A 26482-nucleotide genomic window follows, 5' to 3' on the forward strand; every position below is an offset into this window, starting at 1 on the left:
CCCGCCACCAGGGCGGGGGCCTTCCTGAAAGAGCCGCCTGTCGGAATCGAACCGACGACCTCAAGATTACAAGTCAAGCGCTCTAGCCGACTGAGCTAAGGCGGCACGTCCCGTGCAGTGTACCCAGGTCGCGCGGGGAGGTCGTCAGGAATATCACGGGCCCGGGAGGGCTGACAGACGGGCCGCCGCCGGGGTAGCGTCACCGGAAAGTCCGCACAGTGGACTAGACCCATCCTTCCTTTACTCGGATCGTCCGGCACGTTCCTGCCGGTGAAGGGACGCATCACCATGGCTTCCGTCACTTTCGACCGCGCGACCCGGCTCTACCCCGGAGCCGACAAGCCCGCCGTCGACGCCCTCGAGCTCGAGATCGAGCACGGCGAGTTCCTCGTCCTCGTCGGCCCCTCCGGCTGCGGCAAGTCCACCTCCCTGCGCATGCTCGCGGGCCTGGAGGACGTCAACGGCGGTGCGATCCGCATCGGCGACAAGGACGTCACGCACCTGCCGCCCAAGGACCGGGACATCGCGATGGTGTTCCAGAACTACGCGCTGTACCCGCACATGTCCGTCGCCGACAACATGGGCTTCGCCCTCAAGATCGCCGGCGTCGACAAGGCCACCATCCGCAAGAAGGTGGAGGAGGCCGCGAAGATCCTCGACCTCGAGCCCTACCTCGACCGGAAGCCCAAGGCCCTCTCCGGCGGCCAGCGCCAGCGCGTGGCCATGGGCCGTGCCATCGTCCGCCAGCCGCAGGTCTTCCTCATGGACGAGCCGCTGTCGAACCTGGACGCCAAGCTCCGCGTCTCCACCCGCACCCAGATCGCGGGCCTCCAGCGCCGCCTGGGCATCACCACCGTGTACGTCACCCACGACCAGGTCGAGGCCATGACCATGGGCGACCGGGTGGCCGTGCTCAAGGACGGCCTGCTCCAGCAGGTCGACACCCCGCGCAACATGTACGACCGGCCGGCGAACCTCTTCGTCGCCGGCTTCATCGGCTCCCCCGCGATGAACCTCGTCGAGGTGCCCATCGCCGACGGCGGCGTGAAGTTCGGCGACGCCGTGGTGCCGGTCTCCCGCGAGGCGGTCTCGGCCGCCGCGGACAAGGGCGACAAGACCGTCACGGTCGGCATCCGCCCCGAGCACTTCGACCTCGTCGAGGAGGGCGGCCTGGCCGTCACCGTCAACGTCGTCGAGGAGCTGGGTGCCGACGGCTACGTCTACGGCAGCGCGCAGGTCGGCGGCTCCGAGAAGGAGCTCGTGGTCCGCGTGAACGGCCGCCAGGTGCCCGAGAAGGGCGCCACCGTCCGCGTGGTCCCGCGCGGCGGCGAGACGCACGTCTTCTCCACCTCCACCGGTGCGCGCCTGTCCGACTGACCCGGACACGCGACAGGAGGGGCGGCCCCGGCACGGGGCCGCCCCTCCGGCCGTTCCCGGGGGCCCGGGCCGGCTGCTCTTGTCTGACAAATACCCCGCCACACCGGGCGGTTTCGATCCCCGTGCGTCAACACCCCATTCGAAAGACGCCGTCGAACCATCCCCCGACAGGGTGACTAAATGTCGCCAAATCTTCACCGAGCGCTACTCTCGCCCTCGTGACCCACACTGCCCGCCGTATCGGCCGATCCCTCGCCCTGGTCCTGCCCGTCGTCCTGGTCCTCTCCGGGACCCTCGCGGTCACCATGGTCCCCTGGGCGGACAATTCCCCCTCCCAGGTCCTCACGGCCTCCTCCGAGGACGTCTCCGTCCAGGCCAAGTCCCGCGCCCCGCAGGACGTGTTGCGCGACCGCCTGCTCGGGGAGCTCCAGGAGACCAAGGACCCGGGAGCCGTCCTGACCCACCTCCAGAAGGAGGTGGACCGCCGGCCCTCGCTGGCGGCCTACTGCGGCGGCATCGCCCGCGCGCTGGGCCGGGCGGCCGTCGGCATCTACGGGCCCACCAAGGCGCAGACGTACGCCCGCCCGGTGTGCGACACCTCCTTCGCCTCCGGCGTCGCCTCCTTCGGCTGAGCCCGGTCCCACCCGTCCGGACGCCCCGCATAGGCTGCGGGGCATGACGGCAGACCCCTCAGCCACCGCAGCAGACCCCGCGGCCGCGTTCCCCGCCGCCCCGACCCAGGCAGTCGTCCTGGCCGGCGGACAGGGATCGCGGCTGCGTCCGTACACCGACGACCGGCCGAAGCCCATGGTCGAGATCCCCGGCACCGGCGTGCCGATCATCGGCCACCAGCTGGCCTGGCTGGCCGCCGAGGGCGTCACCGACGCCGTGGTCTCCTGCGGGCACCTCGCCGAGGTGCTCCAGGACTGGCTCGCCAAGGCGGACCTCCCGCTGCGCGTGACCACCGTCGTCGAGACCGAGCCGCTGGGCCGCGGCGGCGGCCTCAAGTACGCCGCCGCGCACCTGCCGCACCCGGACCGTCCCTGGTACGCCACCAACGGCGACATCTGGACCCGCTTCTCGCTGCGCGAGATGGCCGCCTTCCACGAGGAGCGGGCCGCCACCGCCACCCTCGCGCTGGCCCGCCCGCGCATCCCGTGGGGCGCGGTGGAGACCAACGAGTTCGGCCACGTCCTCGACTTCATCGAGTCCCCGCCCTCGCCCTACCTGATCAACGCGGGCGTGTACGTGTTCTCCGCGGAGTTCGCCGAGCTGCTGCCGGACCTCGGCGACCACGAGCGCAGCACCTTCCCCCGGCTGGCGCGCGAACGCCGCCTGGCGGGCTTCCCGTTGCCGCAGGGGGCCTACTGGCGGGCGATCGACACCGCCAAGGACCTCACCGAGGCCGCGAAGGAACTGGCCGCCCAGCGCGGCGCCTGAGCCCCTTCCCGGGGCCGTGCCCGCACGCACCCGCCCCCTCCCCACGGCTGCGCCCCGCCGACCCGACCGGTCGGCGGGGCGCGCTGCCGCGGGGCCCGTCAGCTGCCCGTGCACACCGCGAACGCGGCGACCTGCTGCTGGTCGTTCGTCTGGTTCATGCTGGTGACCCGCCAGCCGTTGTTCTCGAAGGTGGACTGCACCAGCACGGTCCCCGGACCGGCGCCACCGCCGCCGGTGACCTGCTGCCCCGGCGGGCACTGCACCCAGGAGGTGCCGGTGCCGCCCCACTTGGTCACCGGGCCCGACCGCCCGGGGACGAGGTGGTGGGGCGCCGCCGAGCAGACCACGAACGGCTCCCCGGTCCTCGGCGCCCCGGTGTCGTTGAGGTACGCGGCCTCCCACGCGTTCAGGTTCTGGAGCGAGTTCTGCAGGACCATGCCCTGCGACTGCCCCCGCCCACCGCCGCCGGTGGGCACCTCGCCGGCCGGACAGCGCTGGTGCAGGTACGCGACCTCGAGGGTCTGGACCGTGACGGGGCTGCCGAAGACCTGGTGGTGGGCGTTCGGGGAGCAGACCACGGTGGCCGAGATCGTCCCCGAGTTCAGGGTGTCCTCGTTGTTGCCCGTGACGATCCAGTCCCGGCCGCTCGCGTAGGAGCTGGAGATGGTGAACCTGAACCACTTGGGGGAGGTGGTCATCCCGCCCCCGGTGGGCGTCTGACCGGCCGGGCAGGTGGCCTTGGCGGTGCGCAGCACCCGGATCTCCCACGGGACGTCCACCGGGGCTCCGGTGACGTAGGTGAGGGATTCGGCGGCCCGCGCGGCGCCGGGGCCGGGATGCGGGGCGGGTTGTCGTCCCTGGGCCGCGGCGGTGCTGCCGCACAGGGCGAGGAGCGCGGCGGCGGCCGTCAGGAGGGGGCGGGTGGGGCGCATGCGGCACCTTCCGGAGGTTCGGGGGTACGGGCGCCTCCTGGATAGCCGAGCCCGCGCCGCCCGCCACGGCCGTACTCCCGCCGCCCCGAGCAGAATCGCTCCGCCCTCACCCGGTCGGGGCGGAGCGGGGGCGCGAGCCCGGGGAGCGCGGCAGGGCCCGGCGCGCGGGGTGCGCGCCGGGCCCTGCCGTGTCCTTCCTGCGTCCTGCCGCCGGCGTCGTACCGCCGGCCCGGGCTCAGCCCAGGACGCCGCCCAGCAGGCCGCCGTTCCCGCCGCCGGTGCTGCCGCCCGGCTTGGACGGCTCCTGGCTGCCGCCGCCCGAACCGCCGGTGCTGCCGCCGGTGCCGCCGGAGGAGGTCGGGCCGGAGGAGGTGGCCGGCGGCCGGGTCGTGGACCGCCGCGGCTTGGTGGCCGTACCGTCGCGCCCCGCGCCCTGGGTGGCGGTCGGCGACTCGGCGCCGGTGGTGGCGCTCTCCCGGACCTTCCCGGGCTGCGTCCGGGAGGACTTCGGGGCCTTGGAGGCCTCGGCCGACGGCTCCGCGGTCCTGGCCGTCTTCGTACCGGTCCGGTGGGCCTTCTTCGGCTCCGTCGGCAGCGGCGAGCCCGGCAGGTAGTTGCTGGGCGCGTCGTCCGGGCCGGGGACCGTCACCACGGTGGTGGACCGGACCGCCCCGCCGAGCAGCGAACCGAGCAGCAGGGTCACCCCGACCACGATCGTGGCCATCAGGGCGCCGCGGCGCAGCACCCGGCGGCGCAGCTCCCACAGCGCGGAGCGCGGCCCGAGGGTCCGCCAGGCCTCGCCGGCCAGCCGCCCGTCCAGGGAGTAGACCGGGGCCCCGGCGATGATCAGCGGGCTCCAGGCGGCGAGGTAGATGATGTCCGGCGCGTCGTACGCCGGGACGGTCCGCCAGCTGACCGTCATCAGCAGGGCCGCCGACAGCAGCGCCCCGAAGCAGGCGGCGAACCGCTGCCACAGGCCGAAGACCGTCAGGACGCCGACGATCACCTGGAGGAAGGCCACGCTCAGGCCGGCGCCCACCGGGTGCGCCAGCGCGAAGTCCCGCAGCGGCTCGGCCAGCGCCCAGGGGTGCAGCGTGTGCAGCCAGGTGACCATCGAGCCGCGCTCGCCGCCGTCGAAGTAGACGGGGTCGCAGAGCTTGCCCATGCCGGCGTAGATGGAGATGAAACCGAGGAAGACGCGCAGCGGGAGCAGCACGACGCCGAGGTTCATCCGGCGGCCCGGGTAGTACCCCTGCCGCAGCGCCGGGTCGGCGCCCTGGCGGCGGGCGGCGGCGATCTCGGCGGCCGCGGCGGGGCTGAGGTCCGGGTCGGCGGCCCCGTACCCGGGGCCGTAGCCGGAGTCGTAGCCGCCGTACCCGTCGCCGACCGGGGTCAGCAGCTGCGTGTCGTCGTCGCAGTGGCCGCGCTGCTGGCCGATGACCGGCTGCGTCGGGACGGTGTCGTCGAGGAGGTCCACCCGCGGGATGACCTGGGTGGCGCCGGCGTCCCGGGCGTACCCCGCCTCGCGCACGGCCTGCAGCAGCCCGCCGGTGGCCGCGGAGTCGCCGGCCCCCGCCTTGCCGCTCCACACCACGGGCGCCCGCCGCCGCGCCCCTCCCGCCGCCCCGGCCCCGCCGAGTACGGGCATCCTGGCCGGACCGGCGGCCTTGGGCCGCGCCTTCGGAGCGAGCTGCACGCGGAAGCTGGCGTGGTTGACGATGACCTGCGCGGGGTCGCACGGCACCTTGACCATGCTCAGCGCGGGCTGTTCGTCGAACCCTGGCGTTCTGGTGTCCACGCTCATCTAACCGAGTGACGGGTGTTTAGGACACTGCCTTGACACCGCGGATGTGTCCATGCCCCGTCAAGATCCGGCCATCCCTCCCTCTGGGGAACCAGCGTTCCCCTGGAGGTAGTCAACCGGTGTGAGAATCGTGCAAGTTGGTGTGGCTCACGTCATCTGCCAGGGGGGCCGACGATGACCAGTCCTACCCAGAACCCGCCCCGTCGGGGCAACGAACTCCACTTCTCCGACCTGACCGACTACCCGGTGATGGCCCAGGCACTGGACAACCAGTGGCTGCCCGCCGACCTCACCGCCACCCGCCAGCGCCCGGAGGCGGCGGCGGGCCCGACGACCGAGGCGGTGGCCACCGCCGCCGCCGAGCTGCGGCGGGCCCTCGTCAACAGCGGGACCCTGATCGTCAACCGCGCGTTCTTCCTCAACAACGAGGCGCTGTACGCGAACTACCTGCCGGACGCCGACCCGGTCGAGCGCGGCGCCCTCATCCGGCTGCTGGACAGCCGGGCGTTGGTCCCGTACCTGTTCACCGAGCGTGCCGCGGCCGCCGACTTCACCTGGGGGTACGACCCGTCGGTGCACCGCGCCTGGTCCCGGCTCGTGACGGACGACTCCGACCCGGGCCTGGTCCGCTTCGACTGGGACGACGCGGCCAACCTCACCGTCGCCGAGAACATCGGGACCTTCTTCGCCACCACGCTCGGTGGCCTGAAGCACCTGCGCGAAGACCAACTCGCCAAGGACCTCGGCATCTCCAAGGAGCAGGCGGCCGCCATGCAGGACGGCGTCCTGACCGACCTGGCGGTGTGGGCGGCCGGCCAGCGCCGGAGCGCCATCACCCGGAACGCCGTCTACACCGAGTTCCTGACCCGCCCGGGCACCGAGCCGTACCAGAACCTGCTGCGCGAAGGCCCGCACGTGGCCGCCACCAAGCAGCTCGTCGACCTGGCCTACAACCTCGGCGTGCCGCTCGCGGGCGGCGTCATCCCGCTCACCCCGCCCGGCTCGCCGCCGCGTTCGACGCTCCAGGAGCTGCGGGAGGACTCCCGGCCGCGCGCCGAGGACCCGGTGGCACTGGGCCGGCTGCTGCGGGACGTCTTCGCCGACGCGCTGCACCGCGCGGTGGACGGCCCCAACTCGTACGCGGAGCTCTCCCTGGCCGACATCGTGCGGCTGCGCCGGGAGGAGGAGTGGCGGGGGTACGTCGACACGCTGGACTCGTTCCTGCGCGGTGGCTTCCGGGACGGCCGGCTGCCCTCTCCCGAGGAGTTCGCGGCCGGTACCTCCGAGGTGGCGCGCCGGCACGCGCGGATGCTCAAGGCGGCCCGCAAGACCAGCGGCACGGGCACGGGCTTCGCCCGCGAGATCACCAGCACGCTCGTGCTGGAGTCGGCGGGCATCGCCCTGCGGATCACCTCCGGCGAGGGCGCCGAACTGGTGACGGCGGGGCTGGAGACCGTGCTCGCCGTCGCCGGTCCGCTGACCATGCGGCTGGAGTTCCGGGAGAAGGGCGCCCGGGGCCCGCTGGTGCGGCGGCGCGGAGGTCTCGGCCACAGCCTGACATTGCCGACCATGCGGCTGGGCAGTCTCAGGCGGGACTGGGAGGCCATCCTCGGGACGTACCGGGGCGCGGGCGGGCGGATCGAGGAGCGCCGGCCCGGGCCCGTCGCACCACGACAGGCCGACCAGCAGCCAGAAGGGACGTCATGAGCCAGAGGGGGAAGGCATGACCAGAGGTGTCGAACGCTACGAACAGCTGCGGACCGAGCGGCCCGAGCTCTTCCACAACGAACCCGACGGGATCGAGATCCTGACCGACCCCGACGCGGTGGCCGCCGCGGGCGGGGTGCTGTGGGAGGACCAGTTCCTGTTGCTGCTCCGGGACCCGGTGCGCTTCCCCGGCGGCTACGAGGGCACGTACCTGCGCGCCGTCGGCGCGACGAGGGAGCCGGGCTGCGTCGTGCTGCCGCTGCTGCCGGACGGCCGGCTGGTGCTGATCGAGCACTTCCGGCACGCCACCCGGTCCTGGCACTGGGAGATCCCGCGCGGCATGGGCACCGCCGGGCTGGCGGACGACGCCAACGCGGCCAAGGAGCTGGGCGAGGAGATCGGCGCCGGGATCCTGTCGCTGACCCCGCTCGGGGACGTGCACCCGGACACCGGCATGACGGCCGACCGGGTGAGGCTGTTCGCGGCCGTGATCGACGGGATCGGCGCACTGGAGAGGGCCGAAGGCATCCGCTCGGCGCGGCCGGTGTCCTTCGCCGAGGCCGAGGCGATGGCCGCGACCGGGGAGCTGACCGACGGCTACACGCTCGTCACCCTCTACCGCGCGCGGCTCGCCGGGCTGCCGGAGGCCGCCGGCACGTCCTGACCAGGACACGCCCGAGGGCCTGCTCCCGGTACGGCGAGCAGGCCCTCGGGCACATCCGGACGTGGTCAGCCGCGCTTGCGGGCCGCCTCGTAGAGGACGACGCCGGCGGCTACGCCGGCGTTGAGGGACTCGGCGCCGCCGGGCATCGGGATGCGGACCAGGAAGTCGCAGGTCTCGCCGACGAGGCGGCCCAGGCCCTTGCCCTCGGAGCCGACCACGATGACCACCGGGCCGCCGAGCGCTTCGAGGTCCTGGACCTCGTGGGTGCCCTCGGCCGCGAGGCCGACGACGGTGATGCCGGCCTTCTTGTAGTCCTGGAGGGCGCGGGTCAGGTTGGTCACCCGGGCCACCGGCGTACGCGCCGCGGTGCCCGCCGAGGTCTTCCACGCACCGGCGGTCATACCGGCCGCCCGGCGCTCGGGGATGACCACGCCGTGGCCGCCGAAGGCGGAGACGGAGCGGACGATGGCGCCCAGGTTGCGCGGGTCGGTGACCCCGTCGAGGGCCACGATCAGCGGGTCCTGCCCGGCGTCGTAGGCCTCGGCGGTCAGGTCCTCCGGGTGGGCGTACTCGTACGGCGGGACCTGGAGGACCAGGCCCTGGTGGTTGAGCCCGTTGGTCATGCGGTCGAGCTCGGGGCGCGGCGCCTCCATCAGGTTGATGTTGCCGCGCGCCTGCGCCAGCGCCAGGGCCTCGCGGACCCGCTCGTCGTTGTCGATGAACTGCTGGACGTAGAGGGTCGTGGCGGGCACGCCGTCACGCAGGGCCTCGAAGACCGGGTTGCGGCCGACGACCATCTCGCTGGTGCCCTTGGGGCCGCCCCGGCGGGGGGCCGGGCGACGCTTGGCGGCCTGCCGGGCCATGGCGTTGGAGACGCGGTAGGCCTTGTGGCCCTTGCGGTCCTCCGCCTTGGGCGTGGGGCCCTTGCCCTCCAGGCCCTTGCGCCGCTGGCCACCGCTGCCGACCGTGGCGCCCTTCTTGTTGGACGTGCGGCGGTTCCTGCGCTGGCTGTTCCCGGCCATGACCTCTACCTGTTTCGTTGGTGCTGCGATATGTACGTATGAAGAGTGTGCCGCCCGGAGGCCCGGGCGGCACCTGTGAGACCCGGCCGCGGGGCGGGTCAGCGGGGTCCGAGGGACCAGCGCGGACCGCTGGGGCCGTCCTCGATGACCAGGCCGGACTGGCCCAGCTGGTCCCGGATGGCGTCGGCGGTGGCCCAGTCCTTGCGGGCCCGGGCGGACTCGCGCTGCTCCAGGACCAGACGGACGAGCGTGTCGACCGCGCCGTGCAGTTCCTCGCCCCGGTCGCCCTCGCCGGCCCACTGCGCGTCGAGCGGGTCCAGCCCCAGCACGCCGAGCATCGCGCGGACCTCGGCCAGCCGGGCGACGGCGCCGTCCTTGTCGTCCGCCGCCAGGGCGCTGTTGCCCTGCCGGACGGTGGTGTGGACGATCGCCAGGGCCTGCGGGACGCCCAGGTCGTCGTCCATCGCCTCGGCGAAGGCCGGCGGGACCTCGGTGGCCGGCTCGACCGGGCCGGCCTTCTCGACCACGCGCTGGCAGAAGCCCTCGATGCGGGCGAAGGCGGACTCGGCCTCGCGCAGTGCCTCTTCGCTGTACTCGATCATCGAACGGTAGTGCGGGGTGCCGAGGTAGTAGCGGAGCACGATCGGCCGCCAGCGCTGCACCATCTCCCCGACCAGCACGGAGTTGCCCAGCGACTTGGACATCTTCTCGCCGGACAGGGTCACCCAGGCGTTGTGCAGCCAGTACGAGGCGAAGGCGTCGCCGAAGGCCTTGGCCTGGGCGATCTCGTTCTCGTGGTGCGGGAAGATCAGGTCCAGCCCGCCGCCGTGGATGTCGAAGGCCTCGCCGAGGTACTTGTGCGCCATCGCGGAGCACTCGAGGTGCCAGCCCGGGCGGCCCCGGCCCCAGGGCGTCTCCCAGTCGGGCTCGCCGGGCTTGCTGGCCTTCCACATGGCGAAGTCGCGGGGGTCGCGCTTGCCGGTGATGCCCTCTTCGCTGGGCTGCTGGAGCTTGTCGAGCTCCTGGTTGGACAGGGCCAGGTACTCGGGGAAGGAGCGCACGTCGAAGTAGACGCTGCCGTCCGCCTCGTACGCGTGACCGCGCTCGATCAGGCCGCGCATCATCTCGATCATCTCGGTGATGTGCCCGGTGGCGCGGGGCTCGTAGGTGGGCGGCAGGCAACCGAGGGCGTGGTAGCCGTCGTTGAACGCGCGCTCGTTCTCGTAGCCGATGGACCACCAGGGGCGGCCCTGTTCGGCCGCCTTCCGGATGATCTTGTCGTCGATGTCGGTGACGTTCCGGATGAAGGTCACGTCGTAGCCGCGGTACGTGAACCAGCGCCGCAGCATGTCGAAGTTCAGGTACGAGCGGACGTGCCCGATGTGCGGCGGCGCCTGGACGGTGGCGCCACAGAGGTAGATCGACACGCAGCCCGGCACGAGCGGGGTGAAGTCGCGGATCTGCCGGGCGCTGGTGTCGTACAGGCGAATAGTCACGGCAACCAGGGTAGTGGTCCGGCGGCAGTGCCCCGCGACCCTTTCGGGGGCGCGGGGCGGCTTTGTTGCCGGAATGCGTCCGGCGCTCCGGCGGGGGCCAGGAATCCGCTTCCGGTCCGGGCCGGGGCACCGCCCGGAGGCCGCAACCGCCGGGGCCTCAGCCCTGCCGGTAGACCAGCGCGGTGGCGATGGCGGCGAGCCCTTCGGCCCGGCCGGTCAGCCCCAGCCCGTCGGTGGTCGTCCCCGAGACCGACACCGGCGCGCCGACCGCGGCGGAGAGGGCCTTCTGGGCCTCCTCGCGGCGCTTGCCGACCTTCGGGCGGACGCCGATGACCTGCACCGCGACATTGCCGATGGCGAAGCCCTCGGCACGGACGATCCGGGCCGCCTCGGCCAGCAGGGTGACGCCGGAGGCGCCGGACCACTCGGGCCGGGAGGTGCCGAAGTGGGCGCCGAGGTCCCCGACGCCCGCAGCGGAGAAGAGCGCGTCGCAGGCCGCGTGGGCGGCCACGTCGCCGTCGGAGTGGCCGGCCAGGCCGTACTCCTCGCCCTCCCACAGCAGCCCGGCGCACCACAGCTCCCGGCCGCGCTCGAAGGCGTGCACGTCGGTGCCGATGCCGACGAGGGGGATCAGCGGGGTCTGCTCAGTAGGCATCGGTGGCCCTCCTGCGGGCGAGTACGGCCTCGGCGAGGACGAGGTCCAGGGGACGGGTCACCTTGAAGGCCTCTTCGTGGCCGGGTACGAGGAGCACGGTCACGCCGAGGGCTTCCACCATGCCGGCGTCGTCGGTGGCGCCCTCGCCGTCGACGGCGGTCTCCTCGTGGGCGCGCAGCAGGGTCTCCAGGTCGAAGCCCTGCGGGGTCTGCACCGCGCGCAGCCGGGCCCGCTCGGGGGTGGCCACCACGGGCTCGGGCTGGCCCGCCGGGCGCGGCTCGACCTCCTTGACCGTGTCGGTCACCGGGAGGGCCGGCACCACCGCGGGGGCGCCCGCGCGGACCGCGTCCACCACCGCCTCCACGGTGTCGACCGGGACCAGCGGACGGGCCGCGTCGTGCACCAGGACGTCGGTGACGTCCCCGGGCAGCGCCGCCAGGCCCAGCCGGACGGACTCCTGCCGGGTCTCGCCGCCGGGCACGACCAGGATCTCGGTCTTCTCGGGGAGCGCGTGCTCGGCGAGGAGGTTCCGGACGCCGTCCGCGCCGTCGGGCGGGGCGACCACCACGACCACGGAGACGGCCCGGGAGCGCGCCATCGCCCGTACGGCGTGGATCAGCATCGGGGTGCCGCCCAGGGTGCGCAGCGCCTTGGGGACGCCGGCCCCCAGGCGGACGCCCCGGCCGGCCGCGGGGATCACCGCGGCGGTGCGCGCGGGGCGCGCGGTACCCGCGGTGCGGGTTTCGTCAGACATCAATGGCTCCGGGCATGACATCGGTGAAGCGGCCAGGTTTGTGTCCTCGGCCGACGTGGGTATGGCCTGAAGGTGCCGGGCGCGACGCCCTGACCGGGGCCCCTTCCGTGACGACCGGTCGGAGTCGGCTGCCCGAGCCCGGCACGGCACACCGGACGGCGACGTCCGGATACACGAGGTCCGGGTACGCCCGGGCGGGACGGTCCGGGTGCGCCCGGACGGCGGCGTCCAGGTCCGGACCGGTGTCGGGACGGGTGTCCGGACGGACAGGGTCCGGACCTGTGTCCGGATACAGACATGCCGCAGCGCCCGGCGACAGGAGTCCTGTCATCGGGCACCGCGGCACAACTGTTGCGTCTGGACGTGCGTCAGGACGCGAGGACCTCGTCGAGCAGAGCCTCGGCCTTGTCCTCGTTGGTGTTCTCAGCGAGAGCCAGCTCGCTGACCAGGATCTGGCGAGCCTTGGCGAGCATGCGCTTCTCTCCCGCCGACAGCCCGCGCTCACGCTCGCGGCGCCACAGGTCCCGGACCACTTCGGCGACCTTGATCACATCGCCGGAGGCGAGCTTCTCCAGGTTTGCCTTGTAGCGGCGGGACCAGTTGGTGGGCTCCTCGGCGTACGGCGCGCGCAGCACCTCGAAGACCCGGTCCAGCCCGTCCTGGCCGACCACATCGCGAACGCCGACGAACTCCGCATTGTCCGCAGGCACACGAACCGTCAGGTCGCCCTGGGCGACCTTGAGCACCAAGTAGGTCTTGTCCACGCCTTTGATCTGGCGAGTTTCGATGGCCTCGATCAGCGCGGCCCCGTGATGGGGATAGACCACGGTGTCGCCAACCTTGAACGTCATGTGACAGGTACCCCTTCCGTGGCTATCAAGGGTAACACGAGAATGAGCTGTTCTGAATGGCGTTTCCGCAGGTCAGGGCGCATCTCGGGGCTTGACAACAGCAACCGGAACATGCTGGGAGGGGCCCCGGGAGGGGGGTATTCGCAGGTCGGAGCGGCTGTGCGCACGAGGCGAAACGACCACGTTACACCCGCCGGGGGACCGCCACGACGTGATGTACGTCCCGTTTTGCCGGGTTCGAAGCCGTGAAACCGAACTACTCCGTTCGACTGGCGGGCCCCCGTCCCGGGCCAATCCCGAATTGATCACGACAACGCCCGCCGGATGGGCCGGGAAGGCGATCGCGAAGGGCTCGTGAAGTGGCAGTGACGCGGAATAGGCGACACCCCGACGGAATTGATCACCGGCGTTCGCCGGCCCGTCATCCGCGCACTCGATCAACGCGCTGATCAACGCGGATATGTGCGCGATTTGTGAACGCCCCCACGCCCGGGCGCGAATACGGACGCCCCCGCGCGGCGGAGCCCGGGGCGGGGCCGCGGGCGGCTCGGGCGGCGCCGCGCGGAGGGTCGGGTGCGGACCCCGGGTGGCGGCTCGGTAACCTAAGCCCGCTGACACACCCTTAGGGCGGCTTTACCTGTCCAGGCAGAGCCCCCGTTCCGCCTCGTCCGTCCTTCGTCCAAGGAGATGCCGCCGCCGTGAGCCGCAGCCTTCGACGCGGCGCCCTTGCCGCCGCCGCCATCGTGTCCTCGATCGCCTCGCTCGCGGCCTGCGCCGCCGGCAACGACGCACAGACGCTCGAAATCAAGCCGGACAACGCCGCGGTCTCCAAGGGCGAGATCAAGGTGCAGAACGCCCTGGTCATCACCCAGCCCGAGCGCGAGGCCAAGGGTCCGGCCGTGGTCTCGGCGACCCTCTTCAACTCCGGCATCGAGGCGCAGACCCTCGAGTCCGTCACCCTCCCGGGCGGCACCGGCACCGTGAAGCTGACGGCCGCCGAGGGCTCCGGGAAGATCACCGTGCCGGCCGGCGGCTCCGTGATCCTGGGCGGCAAGGGCAACGCCACCGCCGTCATCGAGAACGGCCGCGAGTCCGTCAAGGACGGCAACCAGCAGAAGGTCGTCTTCGAGTTCAGCAAGACCGGCGCGGTCGAGCTGGGCGCCTTCGTGGTCCCGGCCACCGGCTACTTCGGCAAGTTCGGCCCCTCCGAGGCCCCGGCCGCCGGCGCCACCCCGTCGGGCACCCCCTCGGGTACCCCGTCCGGCACGCCGTCGGGCGCCGCGAGCCACGGTGCGACCAAGCCCTCCGGCACCCCGTCGGGCGGCGCCTCGCACAGCGCCGGCCACTGACACCGCAGTACATGAGGAAGGGCCCCACCCGAGCGGGTGGGGCCCTTCCTCATCTCTGCGTCCGGAAGGCCGGGTCGGCCTACGGCTCGAACTTGTAGCCCAGGCCGCGGACCGTGACCAGGTAGCGCGGCGCGCCCGGGTCCGGCTCGATCTTGGCGCGCAGGCGCTTCACGTGGACGTCCAGGGTCTTGGTGTCGCCCACGTAGTCGGCGCCCCAGACCCGGTCGATCAGCTGCATGCGGGTGAGCACGCGGCCGGCGTTGCGCAGCAGCATCTCCAGGAGGTCGAACTCCTTCAGCGGCAGGTCGACCTTGGCGCCCGCGACGGTGACCACGTGGCGGTCGACGTCCATGCGCACCGGGCCGGCCTCCAGCGCGGCCGGGGTGACCTCCTCCGGCTCGCCGCGGCGGCGCAGTACCGCGCGGATGCGGGCGACCAGCTCCCGCGAGGAGAAGGGCTTGGTGACGTAGTCATCGGCTCCTATCTCCAGCCCGACGACCTTGTCGATCTCGCTGTCCTTGGCGGTCACCATGATCACGGGCACGTTGGAGCGGCCGCGCAGCTGCCGGCAGACCTCGGTGCCGGGCAGGCCCGGCAGCATCAGGTCGAGCAGGACCAGGTCGGCGCCGTTGCGCTCGAACTCGTCCAGGCCGTCGGGCCCGGTCGCGGCGATGGCGACCTCGAAGCCCTCCTTGCGGAGCATGTAGGACAGGGCGTCGCTGAAGGATTCCTCATCCTCGACGACGAGCACTCGGGTCACGGAAGGACCTCCGGGGCAGGGATGGCTGTTTCTTGGTCGAGCTGGGTCCGGGTGGCGGTGACCGGGCCGGGGGCGGGCCGCTTGGCTTCGGCGGCCGCCTCCGGAAGACGCAGGGTGAAGGTGGAGCCCTGGCCCTCGGCGCTCCACACCGTGACCTCGCCGCCGTGCGACGCGGCCACGTGCTTGACGATCGCAAGGCCCAGGCCGGTGCCTCCGGTGGCACGGGAGCGGGCCGGGTCCACCCGGTAGAAGCGCTCGAAGACGCGCTCGCGGTCCTTCTCGGGGATGCCGATGCCCTGGTCGGTGACGGCGATCTCGATCAGGTCCCCGCCGGGTGCGGACACCCGGCGGCCGGCTATGCCGACCCGGGTGCGGGCCGGGGAGTAGTTGACGGCGTTCTCCACGAGGTTACCGAGGGCCGCCGCGAGCTGGCCGCGGTGACCCCAGACCCGCAGGTCGGCGGTGCCGCCGGCGGCCATGGTGATCTGCTTGGCGCTGGCCGTGTGCCGGCAGCGGTCGATGGCCTCGGCGACCAGGGTGTCCACGCGGACGGGCTCGGCGTCCTCCAGGGCCTCGTCGTACTGGACCCGGGAGAGGTCGATGAGCTCCTGCACGAGGTTGGTCAGGCGGGTGGCCTCGATCTGCATGCGGCCGGCGAAGCGGGTGACCGCCTCGGGGTCGTCGGAGGCGTCCATGACGGCTTCCGAGAGCAGCGAGAGGGCGCCCACGGGCGTCTTCAGCTCGTGGGAGACGTTGGCCACGAAGTCGCGGCGGACCGCCTCGATGCGGCGGGCCTCGGTCAGGTCCTCGACCAGCAGCAGCACCAGGCGGGAGCCCAGCGGGGCGACCCGGGCCGAGACCGCCAGGGCCTCGCCGCGACCGGTGCCGCGGCGCGGCAGGTCCAGCTCGACCTGCCGTATCTCGCCGTCCCGGCGGGTGTCCCGGGCCATGTGCAGCATCGGTTCCACGGCCAGCTTGCCACCGCGCACCAGACCGAGTGCGTAGGCGGCCGAGCTGGCCTTGACCACGCTGTCGCCCTCGTCCAGTACCACCGCGGAGGAGCGGAGTACGGAGAGCACGGTGTCCACGCCGGGCGGCAGGACCGCATTGATGTCGGGGCGCATGGAGCTCCGGGTGGGGCGGGCCTGGTCGCGCTCGCTCCAGCGGAACGCCAGCATGGCGATCACGCCGGTGCACAACCCGGCGATCGCTGCCGCTGCGGCGACCGCCGCGTTCACGTCCATGTGTCCAGGTTAAGCAGCCGCGACGACAGTTCCACAGCCGTTCGGGTGGCACCTCGAACAGTCGTCGCCCAGAGTTCACCGTGACGACCGTGTTGATTCACTTGTGGTGCCGGAGTCCGACGCGTCCGGCGCGCACCGTGGGAGCGTGGGGTCAGAGCGACCGGAATGCACCCCGACCCCCGGCAGTGACGAAGAGAGGGACACCCATGCGGGACGCGTACCACGAGGAACTGGACTCGATCGGGGACAGCCTGGTCGAAATGGCCCGGCTCGTCGGTTCCGCCATCGGGCGGGCCACCACGGCCATGCTCGACGCCGACCTGAAGCTCGCCGAGAGCGTGATCGCGGCCGACCAGAAGGTCGACGACCTGCAGCACGACCTGGAGGCCCGGGCCATCGCGCTGCTGGCCCGCCAGCAGCCGGTCGCCACCGACCTGCGCATCGTCGTGACCTCCCTGCGGATGAGCGCCGACCTGGAGCGCTCGGGCGACCTGGCGCAGCACGTCGCCAAGCTGGCGCGGCTGCGCTTCCCGGACACCGCGGTGCCGCGGGACCTGCACGCCACCATCCTGGAGATGGGCCAGCTGGCCCAGCGCCTGATGGCGAAGGCCGCAGAGGTGATCATCACCAAGGACGTCGACCTCGCGCTCCAGCTGGAGACGGACGACGACGAGATGGACCAGCTGCACCGCACGCTCTTCCAGCACCTGATGGACGACCGCTGGAAGCACGGCATCGAGACCGCCGTGGACGTGACCCTGCTGGGCCGCTACTACGAGCGCTTCGCCGACCACGCGGTCTCGGTCGCCAAGCGCGTGGTCTACCTCGTGACCGGCGAGCACGCGGACGAGCTGCAGAGCCCGATCGAGACCTCCTGACCCGGCCGGGGCGTCCGCGGCGCAGGGGGGCGGCCGGCGGGGGGTTCCCGCCCGCTGCCCCAATGCGCCGTTGACGCGCCCTCACCACTGGGCATGAATGGGGCACGGCAGTACGCGCGTACGCCATCAAGGAGGAACCATGGCCGATTCCCCCGTCCCCATCACCCCCGAGCAGGACCAGCAGCCCGTCGAGCCGCTCCGCCTGCCCCTCCTCGGGGCCTGCGGCTGCGGCTCGGGCTGCGGCTGCGGCTGCCAGTCCGGCGCCCCCTGCCAATGCGGCGGCTGACCGCCCCGGCAGACCGGGCCCCGCCCTACCCGGGCGGGGCCCTCCGCATGTCCGGCCGGCCGTGATGACGTCTGCCGTACTCCCGTACCAAGGGTCAGCCCCGGCGGCCTGACCTCCGACGGCTGTCCCGGCCCCGCTTGCGATAGCCGTAGGCGGGAGGCCGGGGCCTGCGCGCCGCCGGCACCTCGGAGCCCGGGGTGGGCACACCCCGCTCCCGGAAGCCGGCCCGGCGCGGCACGAACACGGTCGCGAGCCCCAGCACCCCGGCCCCCACCGACACTGCGGCGGCCAGCACGACGTCCCAGATGGCCTCCACTGCCCCGTGGGGAACCAGCACACCCGCGGGAGTCCGGCGCACGTCCAACCCCGCGCCTTCTTCGGCCTTGCCGGCACCAGCCGGCCATTGAAGGCTCCCCGGCACCACCATCCGGCCGTCCGCGGACGTGAAACTCCCCCGGCACATGGTCGTCTTGCCACCCCTGCCACCGTTGTACTCCTGGCAGGAGTGCACGACGAACCGGCCGTCCCGGCCGGTCAGCCCCACGCTCGTCGCGGCCGTGCCCCACAGCCCGGCGGCGAACCACGCCGCCAGCCCGGTCAGGACGCCCCCCGCCAGCGTCGCTCCGACCCGGACCGTCCACAGCTTCGCCCGGGGCCACTCCGCACGCCCCTGCCACTCCCCCGGATTCCACGTCAGAACCCATCGCCGCGCCGCACGGTCCATCTCCACCCCCGAAGCGGGCGACTGTAACCCTCCCGGCCGTCCCCCGCAGCCCCTCGCACAGGATCCGGCCATCACCCGCCCGAAACGGCGAAGGGCCCCTCACCCCCGCCGGAATCCGGCAGGTGAGGGGCCCTTGGGGCGAGGTGCTTACTTCTTGCCCTGGTTCTTGACGGCCTCGATGGCGGCTGCGGCGGCGGCCGGGTCGAGGTAGGTGCCGCCGGGGGTGAGGGGCTTGAAGTCGGCGTCGAGCTCGTAGGCGAGCGGGATGCCGGTGGGGATGTTCAGGCCCGCGATGTCGGCGTCGGAGATGCCGTCGAGGTGCTTGACCAGCGCGCGCAGGGAGTTGCCGTGCGCGGCGACCAGGACGGTGCGGCCGGCGAGCAGGTCCGGGACGATGCCGTCGTACCAGTACGGCAGCATGCGGACGACGACGTCCTTCAGGCACTCGGTCTTCGGGCGCAGCTCCGGCGGGATGGCCGCGTAGCGCGGGTCCTCGGACTGCGAGAACTCCGTGCCGTCCTCGAGGGCCGGCGGCGGGGTGTCGTACGAGCGGCGCCAGAGCATGAACTGCTCCTCGCCGAACTCCGCGAGGGTCTGCGCCTTGTCCTTGCCCTGGAGCGCGCCGTAGTGGCGTTCGTTCAGGCGCCAGGAGCGGTGGACCGGGATCCAGTGGCGGTCGGCGGACTCCAGCGCCAGCTGCGCGGTGCGGATCGCGCGCTTCTGGAGCGAGGTGTGCACGACGTCGGGGAGCAGGCCGGCGTCCTTGAGCAGCTCACCGCCGCGGACCGCCTCCTTCTCGCCCTTCTCGTTGAGATTGACGTCCACCCAGCCGGTGAACAGGTTCTTCGCGTTCCACTCGCTCTCGCCGTGGCGGAGCAGGATCAGCTTGTACGGTGCGTCGGCCATGCGTACGAGCCTAATGGACGCCCCGGGCCGTCGCGCGCGCCGTCCGAGGGCCGGTCGGGACCGTCCCGGGACCCCCGCCGATTGACGTGGAGCGTCAATCGAGTGGCGCTGGAGCCCCCACTGTCCGTAACGTCCCGAGCGCTGCTGCACCACTTACAACGCCAGGGGGACCCCGATGCGAGCCGCCGCTCTGCGAACATCCGTCCGAGACAGCGTCTCCGGCATGCCCAGCGCCTTCTGGTGGCTGTGGACGAGCACCCTCGTCAACCGGCTCGGGGGCTTCGTCGCCACATTCATGGCTTTGTACCTGACCCTGGAGCGGGGCTATTCGGCCTCCTTCGCGGGACTTGTGGCCGCTTTGCACGGGCTCGGCGGGGTGATCTCCTCGATCGTGGCGGGCGTGCTGACGGACCGGCTGGGCCGGCGCCCGACCCTGTTGTTCTCGCAGCTGTCGACGGCCGTGTCGGTCGCCCTGCTCGGCTTCATGGAGCACCCGGCGGCGATCGCGGTCGTCGCGATGCTGGTCGGCATGACCTCCAACGCCTCGCGCCCGGCGGTGCAGGCGATGATGGCCGACATCGTGCCGCCCGAGGACCGGGTGCGGGCCTTCGCCCTCAACTACTGGGCCATCAACATGGGCTTCGCGGTCTCCGCGGTGGTGGCGGGCTTCGTGGCCCAGTACAGCTACCTGGCCGGCTTCCTCGGCGAGGCCGTGATGACGATGGTCTGCGCGGTCGTGGTGTACCTGAAGCTGCCCGAGTCCCGGCCCGTGGTGGCGGACGGTCCGGTGTCGGACGCGGAGCCCGCGGTCAGCATGGGCACGGTCCTGCGCGACGGCCGCTTCATGGGCGTGGTCGGCCTGTCCTTCCTCATCTCGCTCGTCTTCAGCCAGGGCTTCGTCGGACTGCCGATCGCGATGGGCGCGGACGGCTTCTCGCCCACCGACTACGGCCTGGTCTCCGCGGTCAACGGCCTGCTGATCGTGGCCCTCCAGATCCCCCTCACCCGCTTCATCGAACACCGCGACCCGCAGCGGCTGCTGGTGATCTCCGCGCTGCTGGCCGGGTACGGCTTCGGGCTCACGGCCTTCGCGGGCTCGCTGGCGATGTACGCGCTGTCGGTCCTGGTCTGGACGCTGGCGGAGATGGTCAACTCGCCGACCCAGGCGAACCTGGTGGTCCGGCTCTCGCCGGTGCACGGCCGGGGCCGCTACCAGGGCATGTACACGCTGTCCTGGGCGGTGGCCTCGCTGGTGGCGCCGCTGGTCGCGGGCCTCGTGATCGACGCGTACGGGGCGCAGTGGCTGTGGGCACTGTCCGCCGCCATCGGGACCGTGGCCGCCGCCGGCTACTGGCTGCTGATGCGGGGGCTGACCGGGACCGACGAAGGCGTCGTGGCCGCGGCCGGACCGGCCGCGCCGAAGGCGGCAGCGGAACCCGCCGCCGAGCCGGCCGCCCAGGGGGCGTAGCCCCTCAAGCTGCCTCCAGGCAGCCCGTCAGGACGACGGCTGGGTCAGGTGCTTGAAGGCGTCGAGGTTGCGGGTGGGCTCGCCGCGGGAGACGCGCCAGGCGTACTCCTTGCGGATCGAGGAGGCGAAGCCCAGCTCCAGGAGGGTGTTGAAGGCGCCGTCGGCGCCCTCCAGGACGGCCCCGAGGATGCGGTCCAGCTCCTCGGGGGTGACCACGGCCAGCGGGAGACGGCCCGTCAGGTAGACGTCCCCGAGCCGGTCGACGGCGTACCCGACGCCGTACAGCTTGAGGTTGCGCTCCAGCAGCCAGCGGTGGACGCCGGCTTCGTTCTCGTCCGGGTGCCGGATCACGAAGGCGTTCACCGACAGGGAGTGCCGGCCGATCCGCAGTGAGCAGGTGGTCGAGAGCTTGCGCGTGCCGGGCAGGGTGACGACGTACGACCCGGGCTCGGGGGACTCCCAGGAGAGCTCGGCACCGTCCAGGGTGCCCTCCACGATCGCCGCGATCTCCGCGCCGGCGCCCGCGCCGGTCCCGCCCGCCGTGCCCGCGCCGTCCGCCCTGTCAGCCCTGTCAGCCCTGTCAGCCATGGAGGGAGCGTACGCGACGGCGGTGGTCGTGCATCGCCGCGGTGTACACGTCGGCCGTGCCGCTCGCCGCGGTGTCCCAGCCGAAGAACTGGGCGTGCCGGGCGGCCTCCCGGCCCATCCGGTCCACCAGCGACGGGTCGTCGGCGAACCGTCGCAGCCGCTCGGCGTAGTCCACCGGGTCGTGGCCGGGGACCAGGAAGCCGGTGGCGCCGTCGTCGACCGCGACCGGCAGGCCGCCGACGGCCGCGGCCAGCACCGGGGTGCCGGTGGCCTGGGCCTCGATCGCCACCAGCCCGAAGGACTCGCTGTACGAGGGCATGACCAGCACGGACGCGGCCCGGAACCAGTCGGCCAGCTGGTCCTGCGCGACCGGCGGGTGGAAGCGCACCAGGTCGGCGATGCCGAGCCTGGCGGCGAGCTTCTGCAGCCCCTCGGGCTTGGCCAGCCCGCTGCCGCTGGGCCCGCCGACCACCGGTACGAGGAGGTGGCGGCGCATCGCCGGGTCCCGGTCGACCAGCTCGGCCACCGCGCGCAGCAGGATGTCCGGGGCCTTGAGGGGCTGTATGCGGCCGGCGAAGAGCGGGATCAGCGCGTCCTGCGGCAGGCCCAGGCGGGCCCGGGCCGCGGCGCGGCCGTCGCCGACGGTGAAGCGCTCCAGATTGACGCCGGGATGGACCACGGCGACCTTGCCGGGCTCGGCGTCGTAGTGCCGGACCAGCTCGTCGGCCTCTTCGGTGGTGTTGGCGATGAGCCGGTCGGCGGCGGCGACGATCTGGGTCTCGCCGATGACCCGGGCGGCCGGCTCGGGGGTGTCGCCCTCGGCCAGCGCGGCGTTCTTGACCTTCGCCATGGTGTGCATGGCGTGCACCAGCGGGACGCCCCAGCGCTCGGCGGCCAGCCAGCCGACGTGCCCGGAGAGCCAGTAGTGGGAGTGGACCAGGTCGTAGTAGCCGGGCCGGTGGCCGGCCCAGGCCTGCATGACGCCGTGCGTGAAGGCGCAGAGCTGCGCCGGCAGCTCCTCCTTCTTGAGGCCTTCGTACGGTCCCGCGTCGACGTGCCGGACCAGCACCCCGGGCGCCAGCTCCACGACGGGCGGCAGGCCGCCCTCGGTGGCGCGGGTGAAGATCTCGACCTCGATGTTGATCGCGGCCAGCCGGCGGGCCAGCTCGACGATGTAGACGTTCATCCCGCCGGCGTCGCCGGTGCCGGGCTGGTGCAGCGGGGAGGTGTGGACGCTGAGCATGGCCACCCGGCGCGGCTTGCGGTGGTGGCCCACCGGCAGGCGCAGCCGGGGCGGGGCGGCGGCCCCGAGGGCCGAGCGGTCCGGGGCGAGCCGGCCGCGGAACCGGGACACGTACTGACTCACGTGGCGGTCCTCTCGCTCGGGGCGTGCCCATGGGCACGACGGAAGGAGGGCGGTCCTGCTGCCCTCGGAGGGTGCAACCCGCCGGGCGGCCGGTGCATTTCCACTTTGCAGAACTTTTATCGCCCCGGCAGGCCGAGTGGACGGAACCGGCACGGGCGGAACCGGCCCGCCCCGACCGCGCAGCACGCCCCCCGCCTGCGCTTACCCTCGTTCCATGGCCCGCACCACTCCCCCGAACCGCCCCGTGGGCACGGTCACGCGCGGGACCACCAATCCGAACCGGCTGCGCCGGATGGACCGCTGGATCGCCGCCGAGCACGGCGCCGCGCTGCGCCGCGCCGAGGACCCGGTGGCCGTGGACCTCGGGTACGGGGCCGCCCCCTGGACCGCCGTCGAGCTGCTGGCCCGGCTGCGGACCGCGGCGCCGAAGGTGCGGGTGGTGGGCATCGAGATCGAACCGGCCCGGGTCGCGGGCGCCAAGCCGTACGAGCGCGAGGGCCTGGTCTTCCGGCACGGCGGCTTCGAGGTACCGCTGGACGGGCCGGCCCGGCCGGCCCTGATCCGCGCGGCGAACGTGCTGCGCCAGTACGACGAGGAGCAGGTGGCCGAGGTGTGGGCCAGGCTGTGCGGCCGGCTGGACCCGGCCGGACTCCTGGTGGAGGGGACCTGCGACGAGATCGGGCGGCGGCACGTCTGGGTCGCGCTCGGCCCGGAGGGCCCCCGCACGGTCACCTTCGCCACCCGCCTGGGCTCCCTGGACCGCCCCTCGGACCTGGCGGAGCGGCTGCCGAAGGCGCTGATCCACCGGAACGTCCCGGGCGAGCCCGTGCACGCCTTCCTCCGGGACTTCGACCGTGCCTGGGCGGCGGCGGCACCGTACGCTTCGCTGGGCGCGCGCCAGCGCTGGATCAGGACGGCGCGCTCGCTGGCCGCCGACTGGCCGCTGGCCGACGGCCCGCGGCGGTGGCGGCAGGGGGAACTGACGGTGCGTTGGGACGCACTGAGACCGGTGGGTTCATAGGGAGTCCATTCGGCGGGGGGTGTCGGAATTCACCGACTCGTGGCACCATCCCGAATGGCGACGACAAGTTACTGACGGTAAATCAGTTTGAAGTCCAAGGGGGGACTGTGAACCGACGGCGCGGCGCCAGCGCACTCACACTCATCTGCGCGATGGCCATCCTGTCGGCGCCCGGACTGGCCCATGCCGTCCCGGCGCCCGAGCCCGCGCCCGGCGCGACCTCCCTCGAGGACGTACGCAAGCAGATAGAGGACCTGTACCACAAGGCCGCCACCGCGACCGACGCCTACAACCTGGCGGAGGAGGAGGCGAAGAAGCAGTCCGACCGGATCGTCTTCCTCGCCAACCAGATCGTCGCCGGCAAGGCCCGCATCACCGAGCTCAAGAACCGCGCCGGCGCCGCCGCCCGCGCGCAGTACCGCAGCGGCGGACTGCCGCCGGGCGCCACCCTGGCGCTGAGCAACGACCCGCAGCAGTTCCTGGACGGGGCCGACCGGCTCCGGCAGGGCGAGAAGGCCACCATGGGCGTGCTCGGCGAACTGAACGCCACCCAGGCCGACTTGCAGCGGTACGCGGCGGAGGCCAGCTCCCGGTGGCAGACGCTGGAGTCCAACCGCATCAAGAAGGACGCCGCGAAGAAGGAGATCGAGTCCAAGATCGCGGCGGCCAAGGCGCTGGAGAACCGCCTGCTCGCCGAGGAGCGGGCCCGGCTGCTCAAGCTCGAACAGGACGACGCCTCCCGCAAGCAGACCCGCTGGCTGAAGTCCGGTGCGCTCAAGGACATCAACAGCAAGGCCTCCGCGGCCGGCAAGCTCGCCATCGCCTACGCCACCCGGCAGATGGGCAAGCCCTACATCTGGGGCGCCGAGGGCCCCCGCGGCTACGACTGCTCGGGACTGACCTCACAGGCCTGGCTGGCCGCCGGCCACCCGATCCCGCGCACCTCGCAGGAGCAGCTGCGGCTGCTGCCGCACGTGCCGATCGACCAGATGCGCCCCGGCGACCTGATCATCTACTTCGACGACGCCAGCCACGTCGCCATGTACATCGGCGACGGCGCCATGATCCACGCCCCCCGGCCGGGCCGCTTCGTGACCGTCGCCGGCGCCGGTTCGATGCCCATCAAGGCGGTCGTACGCCCCGACGCCTGAGCCGTGTGAAGGAGCCGCGGGGGCCCCGCGAAGGGCCGGTGTCCCCGCCGTACCGCCTGCCGGGCCCGCCCCCGCGGCCGGCGTGACGTTCGTCATCCCGGGGTGAGGGCTTTCCCCCGGGATGCGGCATATGACGGTGACCGTTCCCCGTCGTTCCCACCGCGCGGCATTCCGGTACCGCCGCAGGTACCGCTATGGTCCCCGTCGGAACCCCCGGGGGGAGGGAAGGAACCAGAACGATGCCCGCACCCGTACCGCGGCAGAGGGACGTCCCGGCCGCGGAGAGCGGTCAGGCCGGTCTGTCCACGCCGCCCGCACCCCCGTCCGCGCCCGCCGTGCCTCCGGCACCGGGGGCCGCGCCCGAGCAGCCGCTGACCCTGCTGGTCATCGAGGACGACCCGGCGGGCGGGCTGACCGTCCCCGAGATCCTCGACGCCGAGGGCAAGCGCATCCGGATCCGCACCGCCCGCAACCTCACCGAGGCCGGCCGGCTGCTGACCCCGGACGTCCACTGCATCCTGCTCGACCTGTGCCTGGCCGACCGGGCGCCGGCCGCGGCCGGGACCCCGGCCGCCGGGACGGCCGTACCCGCACCGGACGCGGCGCCCGTCGACGAGCTGGCCACCCTGCGCCAGGTGCTCCGGCTGGCCCCGCGGCACGCCGTCCTCGTCCTGACCGCCGAGTCGGACGCCGAGCGGGCCGCCGAGGCCGTCCGGGTCGGCGCCCAGGACTACCTCTTCCGCGACGAACTCGACGGCCGGCTGCTGGGCCGGGCCATCCGGTACGCGGTCGAGCGCAAGCGGGCCGACATCGCGCAGTACAAGCTTGCAGAATCGAAACTGCGGGCCCAGGAGAACGCCCGGCTGGAGCGCGGACTGCTGCCGGTGCCCCTGCTCCAGGGCTCCGACCTGCGGTTCGCCGCACGCTACCGGCCCGGCCGCAGCCGCGCGCTGCTCGGTGGGGACTTCTACGACGTGGTCCGCACCCCCGACGGCACCGTCCACGCGATGATCGGCGACGTATGCGGCCACGGCCCGGACGAGGCGGCCCTCGGCGTGGAGCTGCGGATCGCCTGGCGGGCGCTGACCCTGGCCGGGCTGTGCGGGGACGAACTGCTCGCCACCCTCCAGGAGGTCCTGGAGGTCGAGCGGGACAACGAGGAGATCTTCGCGACCCTCTGCACCGTCGACATCGCCCCCGACGGGCGCCGGGCGGGCCTGTGCCTGGCCGGGCACCCGGCCCCGCTGGTCTCCCGCCCGGGCCGGCCGGCGCTGCTGCTGCCGTACGAGGACAGCGGCCCGGCGCTGGGCCTGCTGCCGCGCGCCCGCTGGCCGCGCCGCCAGGTGGAGCTGGGCGGCACCTGGAGCCTGATGCTGTACACGGACGGCCTGATCGAGGGCCGCACCGGGCAGGGCCGGGAGCGGCTGGGCCAGGACGGCATGGTCGAGATGATCAACCGGCGGCTGGACGAGGGCCTGCACGGCGAGGACCTGCTGGAGGCCGCGGTCGCCGAGGTCCGCCGGCTCAACGGCGGGGAGCTCACCGACGACGTGGCCGTGATGCTGCTGGACCGCTCCACGGGCGGCCGGCCCCGGCGGGGCTACGGGGCGGCGTAGGCCGCTCCCGGGCCGGGGGCCGCGGCGGTCGTACGGCCGCGGGGCCCCGGGCCTGCGGACGGCTCAGCGGCCGCCGTTGTACGGGCCGTAGGGGCCGTCGCTGCTGCTGCCGCCCCGGCGCGGGCCGCCACCGCCGCTGACCCGCTGGAGGGCCGGGCGGACGTCGACCATGAAGACGATGGTGGCGATCAGGCCGGCGATCTGGAGGAAGAGCATCCCCAGGAAGAAGTCGACCAGGACCGTGATCCCCAGGAGGATCAGCCAGAACTTCTTGGTCTGCTTGTCGGCGGCGCGGTAGGCGTCCTCGCGGGCCGTGGCGGCGAAGACGAAGGCGACCACGGCGAACACCATCATGCCGATGAACAGCCACGAGAGAAGTGAGTCGAACCCCTGCATCAACATGCCGTCCACCGCCTGCTAGCC

Annotated in this window: 26 protein-coding genes and 1 tRNA gene; 12 read left to right on the forward strand and 15 right to left on the reverse strand. The window is 73.0% G+C overall.

Features of this window, described 5'->3' with window-relative positions:
* Window positions 1–31: 31 nt before the first annotated feature.
* A tRNA-Thr gene (locus AB0O40_RS05140) sits at window positions 32–105 on the reverse strand.
* A 183-nt stretch (window positions 106–288) separates the two neighbouring features.
* On the opposite strand from AB0O40_RS05140, the gene ugpC reads away from it, so the two are divergent.
* The 3 genes from ugpC to AB0O40_RS05155 all read left to right on the forward strand — a co-directional run bounded on the left by ugpC (window position 289) and on the right by AB0O40_RS05155 (window position 2817).
* Window positions 289–1377, forward strand: coding sequence for a sn-glycerol-3-phosphate ABC transporter ATP-binding protein UgpC (ugpC, locus tag AB0O40_RS05145; protein WP_365035768.1), 1089 nt, complete (start codon window positions 289–291; stop codon window positions 1375–1377).
* 218 nt (window positions 1378–1595) lie between these two features.
* Window positions 1596–2009, forward strand: coding sequence for a hypothetical protein (locus AB0O40_RS05150; RefSeq protein WP_365035770.1), 414 nt, complete (start codon window positions 1596–1598; stop codon window positions 2007–2009).
* 43 nt (window positions 2010–2052) lie between these two features.
* Window positions 2053–2817, forward strand: coding sequence for a nucleotidyltransferase family protein (locus AB0O40_RS05155; RefSeq protein ID WP_365035772.1), 765 nt, complete (start codon window positions 2053–2055; stop codon window positions 2815–2817).
* A gap of 98 nt (window positions 2818–2915) precedes the next feature.
* Here AB0O40_RS05155 and AB0O40_RS05160 read toward each other — a convergent pair whose 3' ends face one another.
* Window positions 2916–3749 (reverse strand): hypothetical protein, encoded by an 834-nt coding sequence (locus tag AB0O40_RS05160; protein WP_365035774.1) that lies wholly within the window; start codon window positions 3747–3749, stop codon window positions 2916–2918.
* Window positions 3750–3984: 235 nt separating this feature from the next.
* Complete coding sequence (locus tag AB0O40_RS05165) at window positions 3985–5553, reverse strand: DoxX family protein (protein WP_365035776.1); 1569 nt, start codon at window positions 5551–5553, stop codon at window positions 3985–3987.
* A 174-nt stretch (window positions 5554–5727) separates the two neighbouring features.
* Here AB0O40_RS05165 and AB0O40_RS05170 point away from each other — a divergent pair, with 174 nt between their 5' ends.
* Together AB0O40_RS05170 and AB0O40_RS05175 are read left to right on the forward strand one after the other, a co-directional pair.
* Window positions 5728–7260, forward strand: a complete 1533-nt coding sequence (locus AB0O40_RS05170) for a hypothetical protein (RefSeq protein WP_365035778.1) — start codon at window positions 5728–5730, stop codon at window positions 7258–7260.
* A gap of 16 nt (window positions 7261–7276) precedes the next feature.
* On the forward strand, window positions 7277–7924 hold the full coding sequence (locus AB0O40_RS05175; RefSeq protein ID WP_365035780.1) for an NUDIX hydrolase: 648 nt from the start codon (window positions 7277–7279) through the stop codon (window positions 7922–7924).
* Window positions 7925–7989: 65 nt separating this feature from the next.
* Here AB0O40_RS05175 and rlmB read toward each other — a convergent pair whose 3' ends face one another.
* From rlmB to AB0O40_RS05200, 5 genes are all read right to left on the reverse strand, one after another.
* On the reverse strand, window positions 7990–8946 hold the full coding sequence (gene rlmB, locus AB0O40_RS05180) for a 23S rRNA (guanosine(2251)-2'-O)-methyltransferase RlmB (protein WP_365035781.1): 957 nt from the start codon (window positions 8944–8946) through the stop codon (window positions 7990–7992).
* Window positions 8947–9044: 98 nt separating this feature from the next.
* Window positions 9045–10442 carry a cysteine--tRNA ligase gene (gene cysS / locus AB0O40_RS05185; protein ID WP_365035783.1) on the reverse strand — a complete coding sequence of 466 codons (1398 nt, stop codon included), beginning with the start codon at window positions 10440–10442 and terminating at the stop codon, window positions 9045–9047.
* A gap of 157 nt (window positions 10443–10599) precedes the next feature.
* Window positions 10600–11097, reverse strand: coding sequence for a 2-C-methyl-D-erythritol 2,4-cyclodiphosphate synthase (ispF, locus tag AB0O40_RS05190; protein WP_365035785.1), 498 nt, complete (start codon window positions 11095–11097; stop codon window positions 10600–10602).
* The gene (gene ispD, locus AB0O40_RS05195) at window positions 11087–11851 is read right to left on the reverse strand and encodes a 2-C-methyl-D-erythritol 4-phosphate cytidylyltransferase (RefSeq protein WP_365035787.1); all 765 of its coding nucleotides are present in this window, start codon (window positions 11849–11851) and stop codon (window positions 11087–11089) included. Before ispD ends, ispF begins: the two co-directional genes overlap by 11 nt.
* A gap of 368 nt (window positions 11852–12219) precedes the next feature.
* Entirely contained in the window at window positions 12220–12702 is a 483-nt protein-coding gene (locus AB0O40_RS05200) for a CarD family transcriptional regulator (protein ID WP_003953493.1), read from the reverse strand.
* A 698-nt stretch (window positions 12703–13400) separates the two neighbouring features.
* Here AB0O40_RS05200 and AB0O40_RS05205 point away from each other — a divergent pair.
* Entirely contained in the window at window positions 13401–14051 is a 651-nt protein-coding gene (locus AB0O40_RS05205; protein ID WP_365035789.1) for a DUF461 domain-containing protein, read from the forward strand.
* 79 nt (window positions 14052–14130) lie between these two features.
* Here AB0O40_RS05205 and AB0O40_RS05210 read toward each other — a convergent pair whose 3' ends face one another.
* Together AB0O40_RS05210 and AB0O40_RS05215 are read right to left on the reverse strand one after the other, a co-directional pair.
* Complete coding sequence (locus AB0O40_RS05210) at window positions 14131–14811, reverse strand: response regulator transcription factor (RefSeq protein ID WP_007265514.1); 681 nt, start codon at window positions 14809–14811, stop codon at window positions 14131–14133.
* Window positions 14808–16055 (reverse strand): ATP-binding protein, encoded by a 1248-nt coding sequence (locus AB0O40_RS05215; protein WP_365035790.1) that lies wholly within the window; start codon window positions 16053–16055, stop codon window positions 14808–14810. Before AB0O40_RS05215 ends, AB0O40_RS05210 begins: the two co-directional genes overlap by 4 nt.
* 206 nt (window positions 16056–16261) lie before the next feature.
* Between AB0O40_RS05215 and phoU the strand changes: the two genes are divergently transcribed.
* Both phoU and AB0O40_RS05225 read left to right on the forward strand, forming a co-directional pair.
* Entirely contained in the window at window positions 16262–16933 is a 672-nt protein-coding gene (phoU, locus tag AB0O40_RS05220) for a phosphate signaling complex protein PhoU (RefSeq protein ID WP_365035792.1), read from the forward strand.
* A gap of 139 nt (window positions 16934–17072) precedes the next feature.
* Window positions 17073–17219, forward strand: a complete 147-nt coding sequence (locus AB0O40_RS05225; protein WP_365035794.1) for a hypothetical protein — start codon at window positions 17073–17075, stop codon at window positions 17217–17219.
* Between the two features lie 94 nt (window positions 17220–17313).
* Here AB0O40_RS05225 and AB0O40_RS05230 read toward each other — a convergent pair whose 3' ends face one another.
* Window positions 17314–17949 carry a hypothetical protein gene (locus AB0O40_RS05230; protein ID WP_365035796.1) on the reverse strand — a complete coding sequence of 212 codons (636 nt, stop codon included), beginning with the start codon at window positions 17947–17949 and terminating at the stop codon, window positions 17314–17316.
* Between the two features lie 141 nt (window positions 17950–18090).
* Complete coding sequence (locus AB0O40_RS05235; protein WP_365035798.1) at window positions 18091–18849, reverse strand: phosphoglyceromutase; 759 nt, start codon at window positions 18847–18849, stop codon at window positions 18091–18093.
* 175 nt (window positions 18850–19024) lie between these two features.
* Here AB0O40_RS05235 and AB0O40_RS05240 point away from each other — a divergent pair, with 175 nt between their 5' ends.
* Entirely contained in the window at window positions 19025–20317 is a 1293-nt protein-coding gene (locus AB0O40_RS05240) for an MFS transporter (protein WP_365035800.1), read from the forward strand.
* Between the two features lie 27 nt (window positions 20318–20344).
* Here AB0O40_RS05240 and AB0O40_RS05245 read toward each other — a convergent pair whose 3' ends face one another.
* Window positions 20345–20905 (reverse strand): YbjN domain-containing protein, encoded by a 561-nt coding sequence (locus AB0O40_RS05245; RefSeq protein ID WP_365035802.1) that lies wholly within the window; start codon window positions 20903–20905, stop codon window positions 20345–20347.
* A complete protein-coding gene (mshA, locus tag AB0O40_RS05250) occupies window positions 20898–22193 on the reverse strand; it encodes a D-inositol-3-phosphate glycosyltransferase (protein WP_365035945.1) in 1296 nt (431 codons plus the stop codon). The genes AB0O40_RS05245 and mshA overlap by 8 nt, the downstream gene beginning before the upstream one ends.
* 292 nt (window positions 22194–22485) lie before the next feature.
* On the opposite strand from mshA, the gene AB0O40_RS05255 reads away from it, so the two are divergent.
* The 3 genes from AB0O40_RS05255 (at window position 22486) to AB0O40_RS05265 (ending at window position 26059) form a co-directional block, all read left to right on the forward strand.
* Window positions 22486–23292: a class I SAM-dependent methyltransferase gene (locus AB0O40_RS05255; protein WP_365035804.1), complete on the forward strand. Its 807-nt coding sequence runs from the start codon at window positions 22486–22488 to the stop codon at window positions 23290–23292.
* A gap of 107 nt (window positions 23293–23399) precedes the next feature.
* Window positions 23400–24443, forward strand: a complete 1044-nt coding sequence (locus AB0O40_RS05260) for an NlpC/P60 family protein (protein ID WP_365035806.1) — start codon at window positions 23400–23402, stop codon at window positions 24441–24443.
* Between the two features lie 239 nt (window positions 24444–24682).
* On the forward strand, window positions 24683–26059 hold the full coding sequence (locus AB0O40_RS05265; RefSeq protein ID WP_365035809.1) for a SpoIIE family protein phosphatase: 1377 nt from the start codon (window positions 24683–24685) through the stop codon (window positions 26057–26059).
* Window positions 26060–26122: 63 nt separating this feature from the next.
* Here AB0O40_RS05265 and AB0O40_RS05270 read toward each other — a convergent pair whose 3' ends face one another.
* Window positions 26123–26461 (reverse strand): DUF2516 family protein, encoded by a 339-nt coding sequence (locus tag AB0O40_RS05270; RefSeq protein ID WP_365035811.1) that lies wholly within the window; start codon window positions 26459–26461, stop codon window positions 26123–26125.
* Window positions 26462–26482: the final 21 nt, after the last annotated feature.

Source organism: Streptomyces sp. NPDC089919 (assembly GCF_040684615.1).
Taxonomy (GTDB): domain Bacteria; phylum Actinomycetota; class Actinomycetes; order Streptomycetales; family Streptomycetaceae; genus Streptomyces.

Coding starts and splice junctions, on each gene's coding strand:
- AB0O40_RS05270 (WP_365035811.1), bottom strand. CDS start 26,461: ATGTTGATGCAGGGGTTCGACTCACTTCTCTCGTGGCTGTTCATCGGC.
- AB0O40_RS05215 (WP_365035790.1), bottom strand. CDS start 16,055: ATGGACGTGAACGCGGCGGTCGCCGCAGCGGCAGCGATCGCCGGGTTG.
- AB0O40_RS05255 (WP_365035804.1), top strand. CDS start 22,486: ATGGCCCGCACCACTCCCCCGAACCGCCCCGTGGGCACGGTCACGCGC.
- AB0O40_RS05165 (WP_365035776.1), bottom strand. CDS start 5,553: ATGAGCGTGGACACCAGAACGCCAGGGTTCGACGAACAGCCCGCGCTG.
- phoU (WP_365035792.1), top strand. CDS start 16,262: ATGCGGGACGCGTACCACGAGGAACTGGACTCGATCGGGGACAGCCTG.
- AB0O40_RS05155 (WP_365035772.1), top strand. CDS start 2,053: ATGACGGCAGACCCCTCAGCCACCGCAGCAGACCCCGCGGCCGCGTTC.
- AB0O40_RS05170 (WP_365035778.1), top strand. CDS start 5,728: ATGACCAGTCCTACCCAGAACCCGCCCCGTCGGGGCAACGAACTCCAC.
- AB0O40_RS05200 (WP_003953493.1), bottom strand. CDS start 12,702: ATGACGTTCAAGGTTGGCGACACCGTGGTCTATCCCCATCACGGGGCC.
- AB0O40_RS05245 (WP_365035802.1), bottom strand. CDS start 20,905: ATGGCTGACAGGGCTGACAGGGCTGACAGGGCGGACGGCGCGGGCACG.
- ugpC (WP_365035768.1), top strand. CDS start 289: ATGGCTTCCGTCACTTTCGACCGCGCGACCCGGCTCTACCCCGGAGCC.
- AB0O40_RS05160 (WP_365035774.1), bottom strand. CDS start 3,749: ATGCGCCCCACCCGCCCCCTCCTGACGGCCGCCGCCGCGCTCCTCGCC.
- AB0O40_RS05175 (WP_365035780.1), top strand. CDS start 7,277: ATGACCAGAGGTGTCGAACGCTACGAACAGCTGCGGACCGAGCGGCCC.
- AB0O40_RS05265 (WP_365035809.1), top strand. CDS start 24,683: ATGCCCGCACCCGTACCGCGGCAGAGGGACGTCCCGGCCGCGGAGAGC.
- AB0O40_RS05235 (WP_365035798.1), bottom strand. CDS start 18,849: ATGGCCGACGCACCGTACAAGCTGATCCTGCTCCGCCACGGCGAGAGC.
- ispF (WP_365035785.1), bottom strand. CDS start 11,097: ATGCCTACTGAGCAGACCCCGCTGATCCCCCTCGTCGGCATCGGCACC.
- AB0O40_RS05225 (WP_365035794.1), top strand. CDS start 17,073: ATGGCCGATTCCCCCGTCCCCATCACCCCCGAGCAGGACCAGCAGCCC.
- rlmB (WP_365035781.1), bottom strand. CDS start 8,946: ATGGCCGGGAACAGCCAGCGCAGGAACCGCCGCACGTCCAACAAGAAG.
- ispD (WP_365035787.1), bottom strand. CDS start 11,851: ATGTCTGACGAAACCCGCACCGCGGGTACCGCGCGCCCCGCGCGCACC.
- AB0O40_RS05240 (WP_365035800.1), top strand. CDS start 19,025: ATGCGAGCCGCCGCTCTGCGAACATCCGTCCGAGACAGCGTCTCCGGC.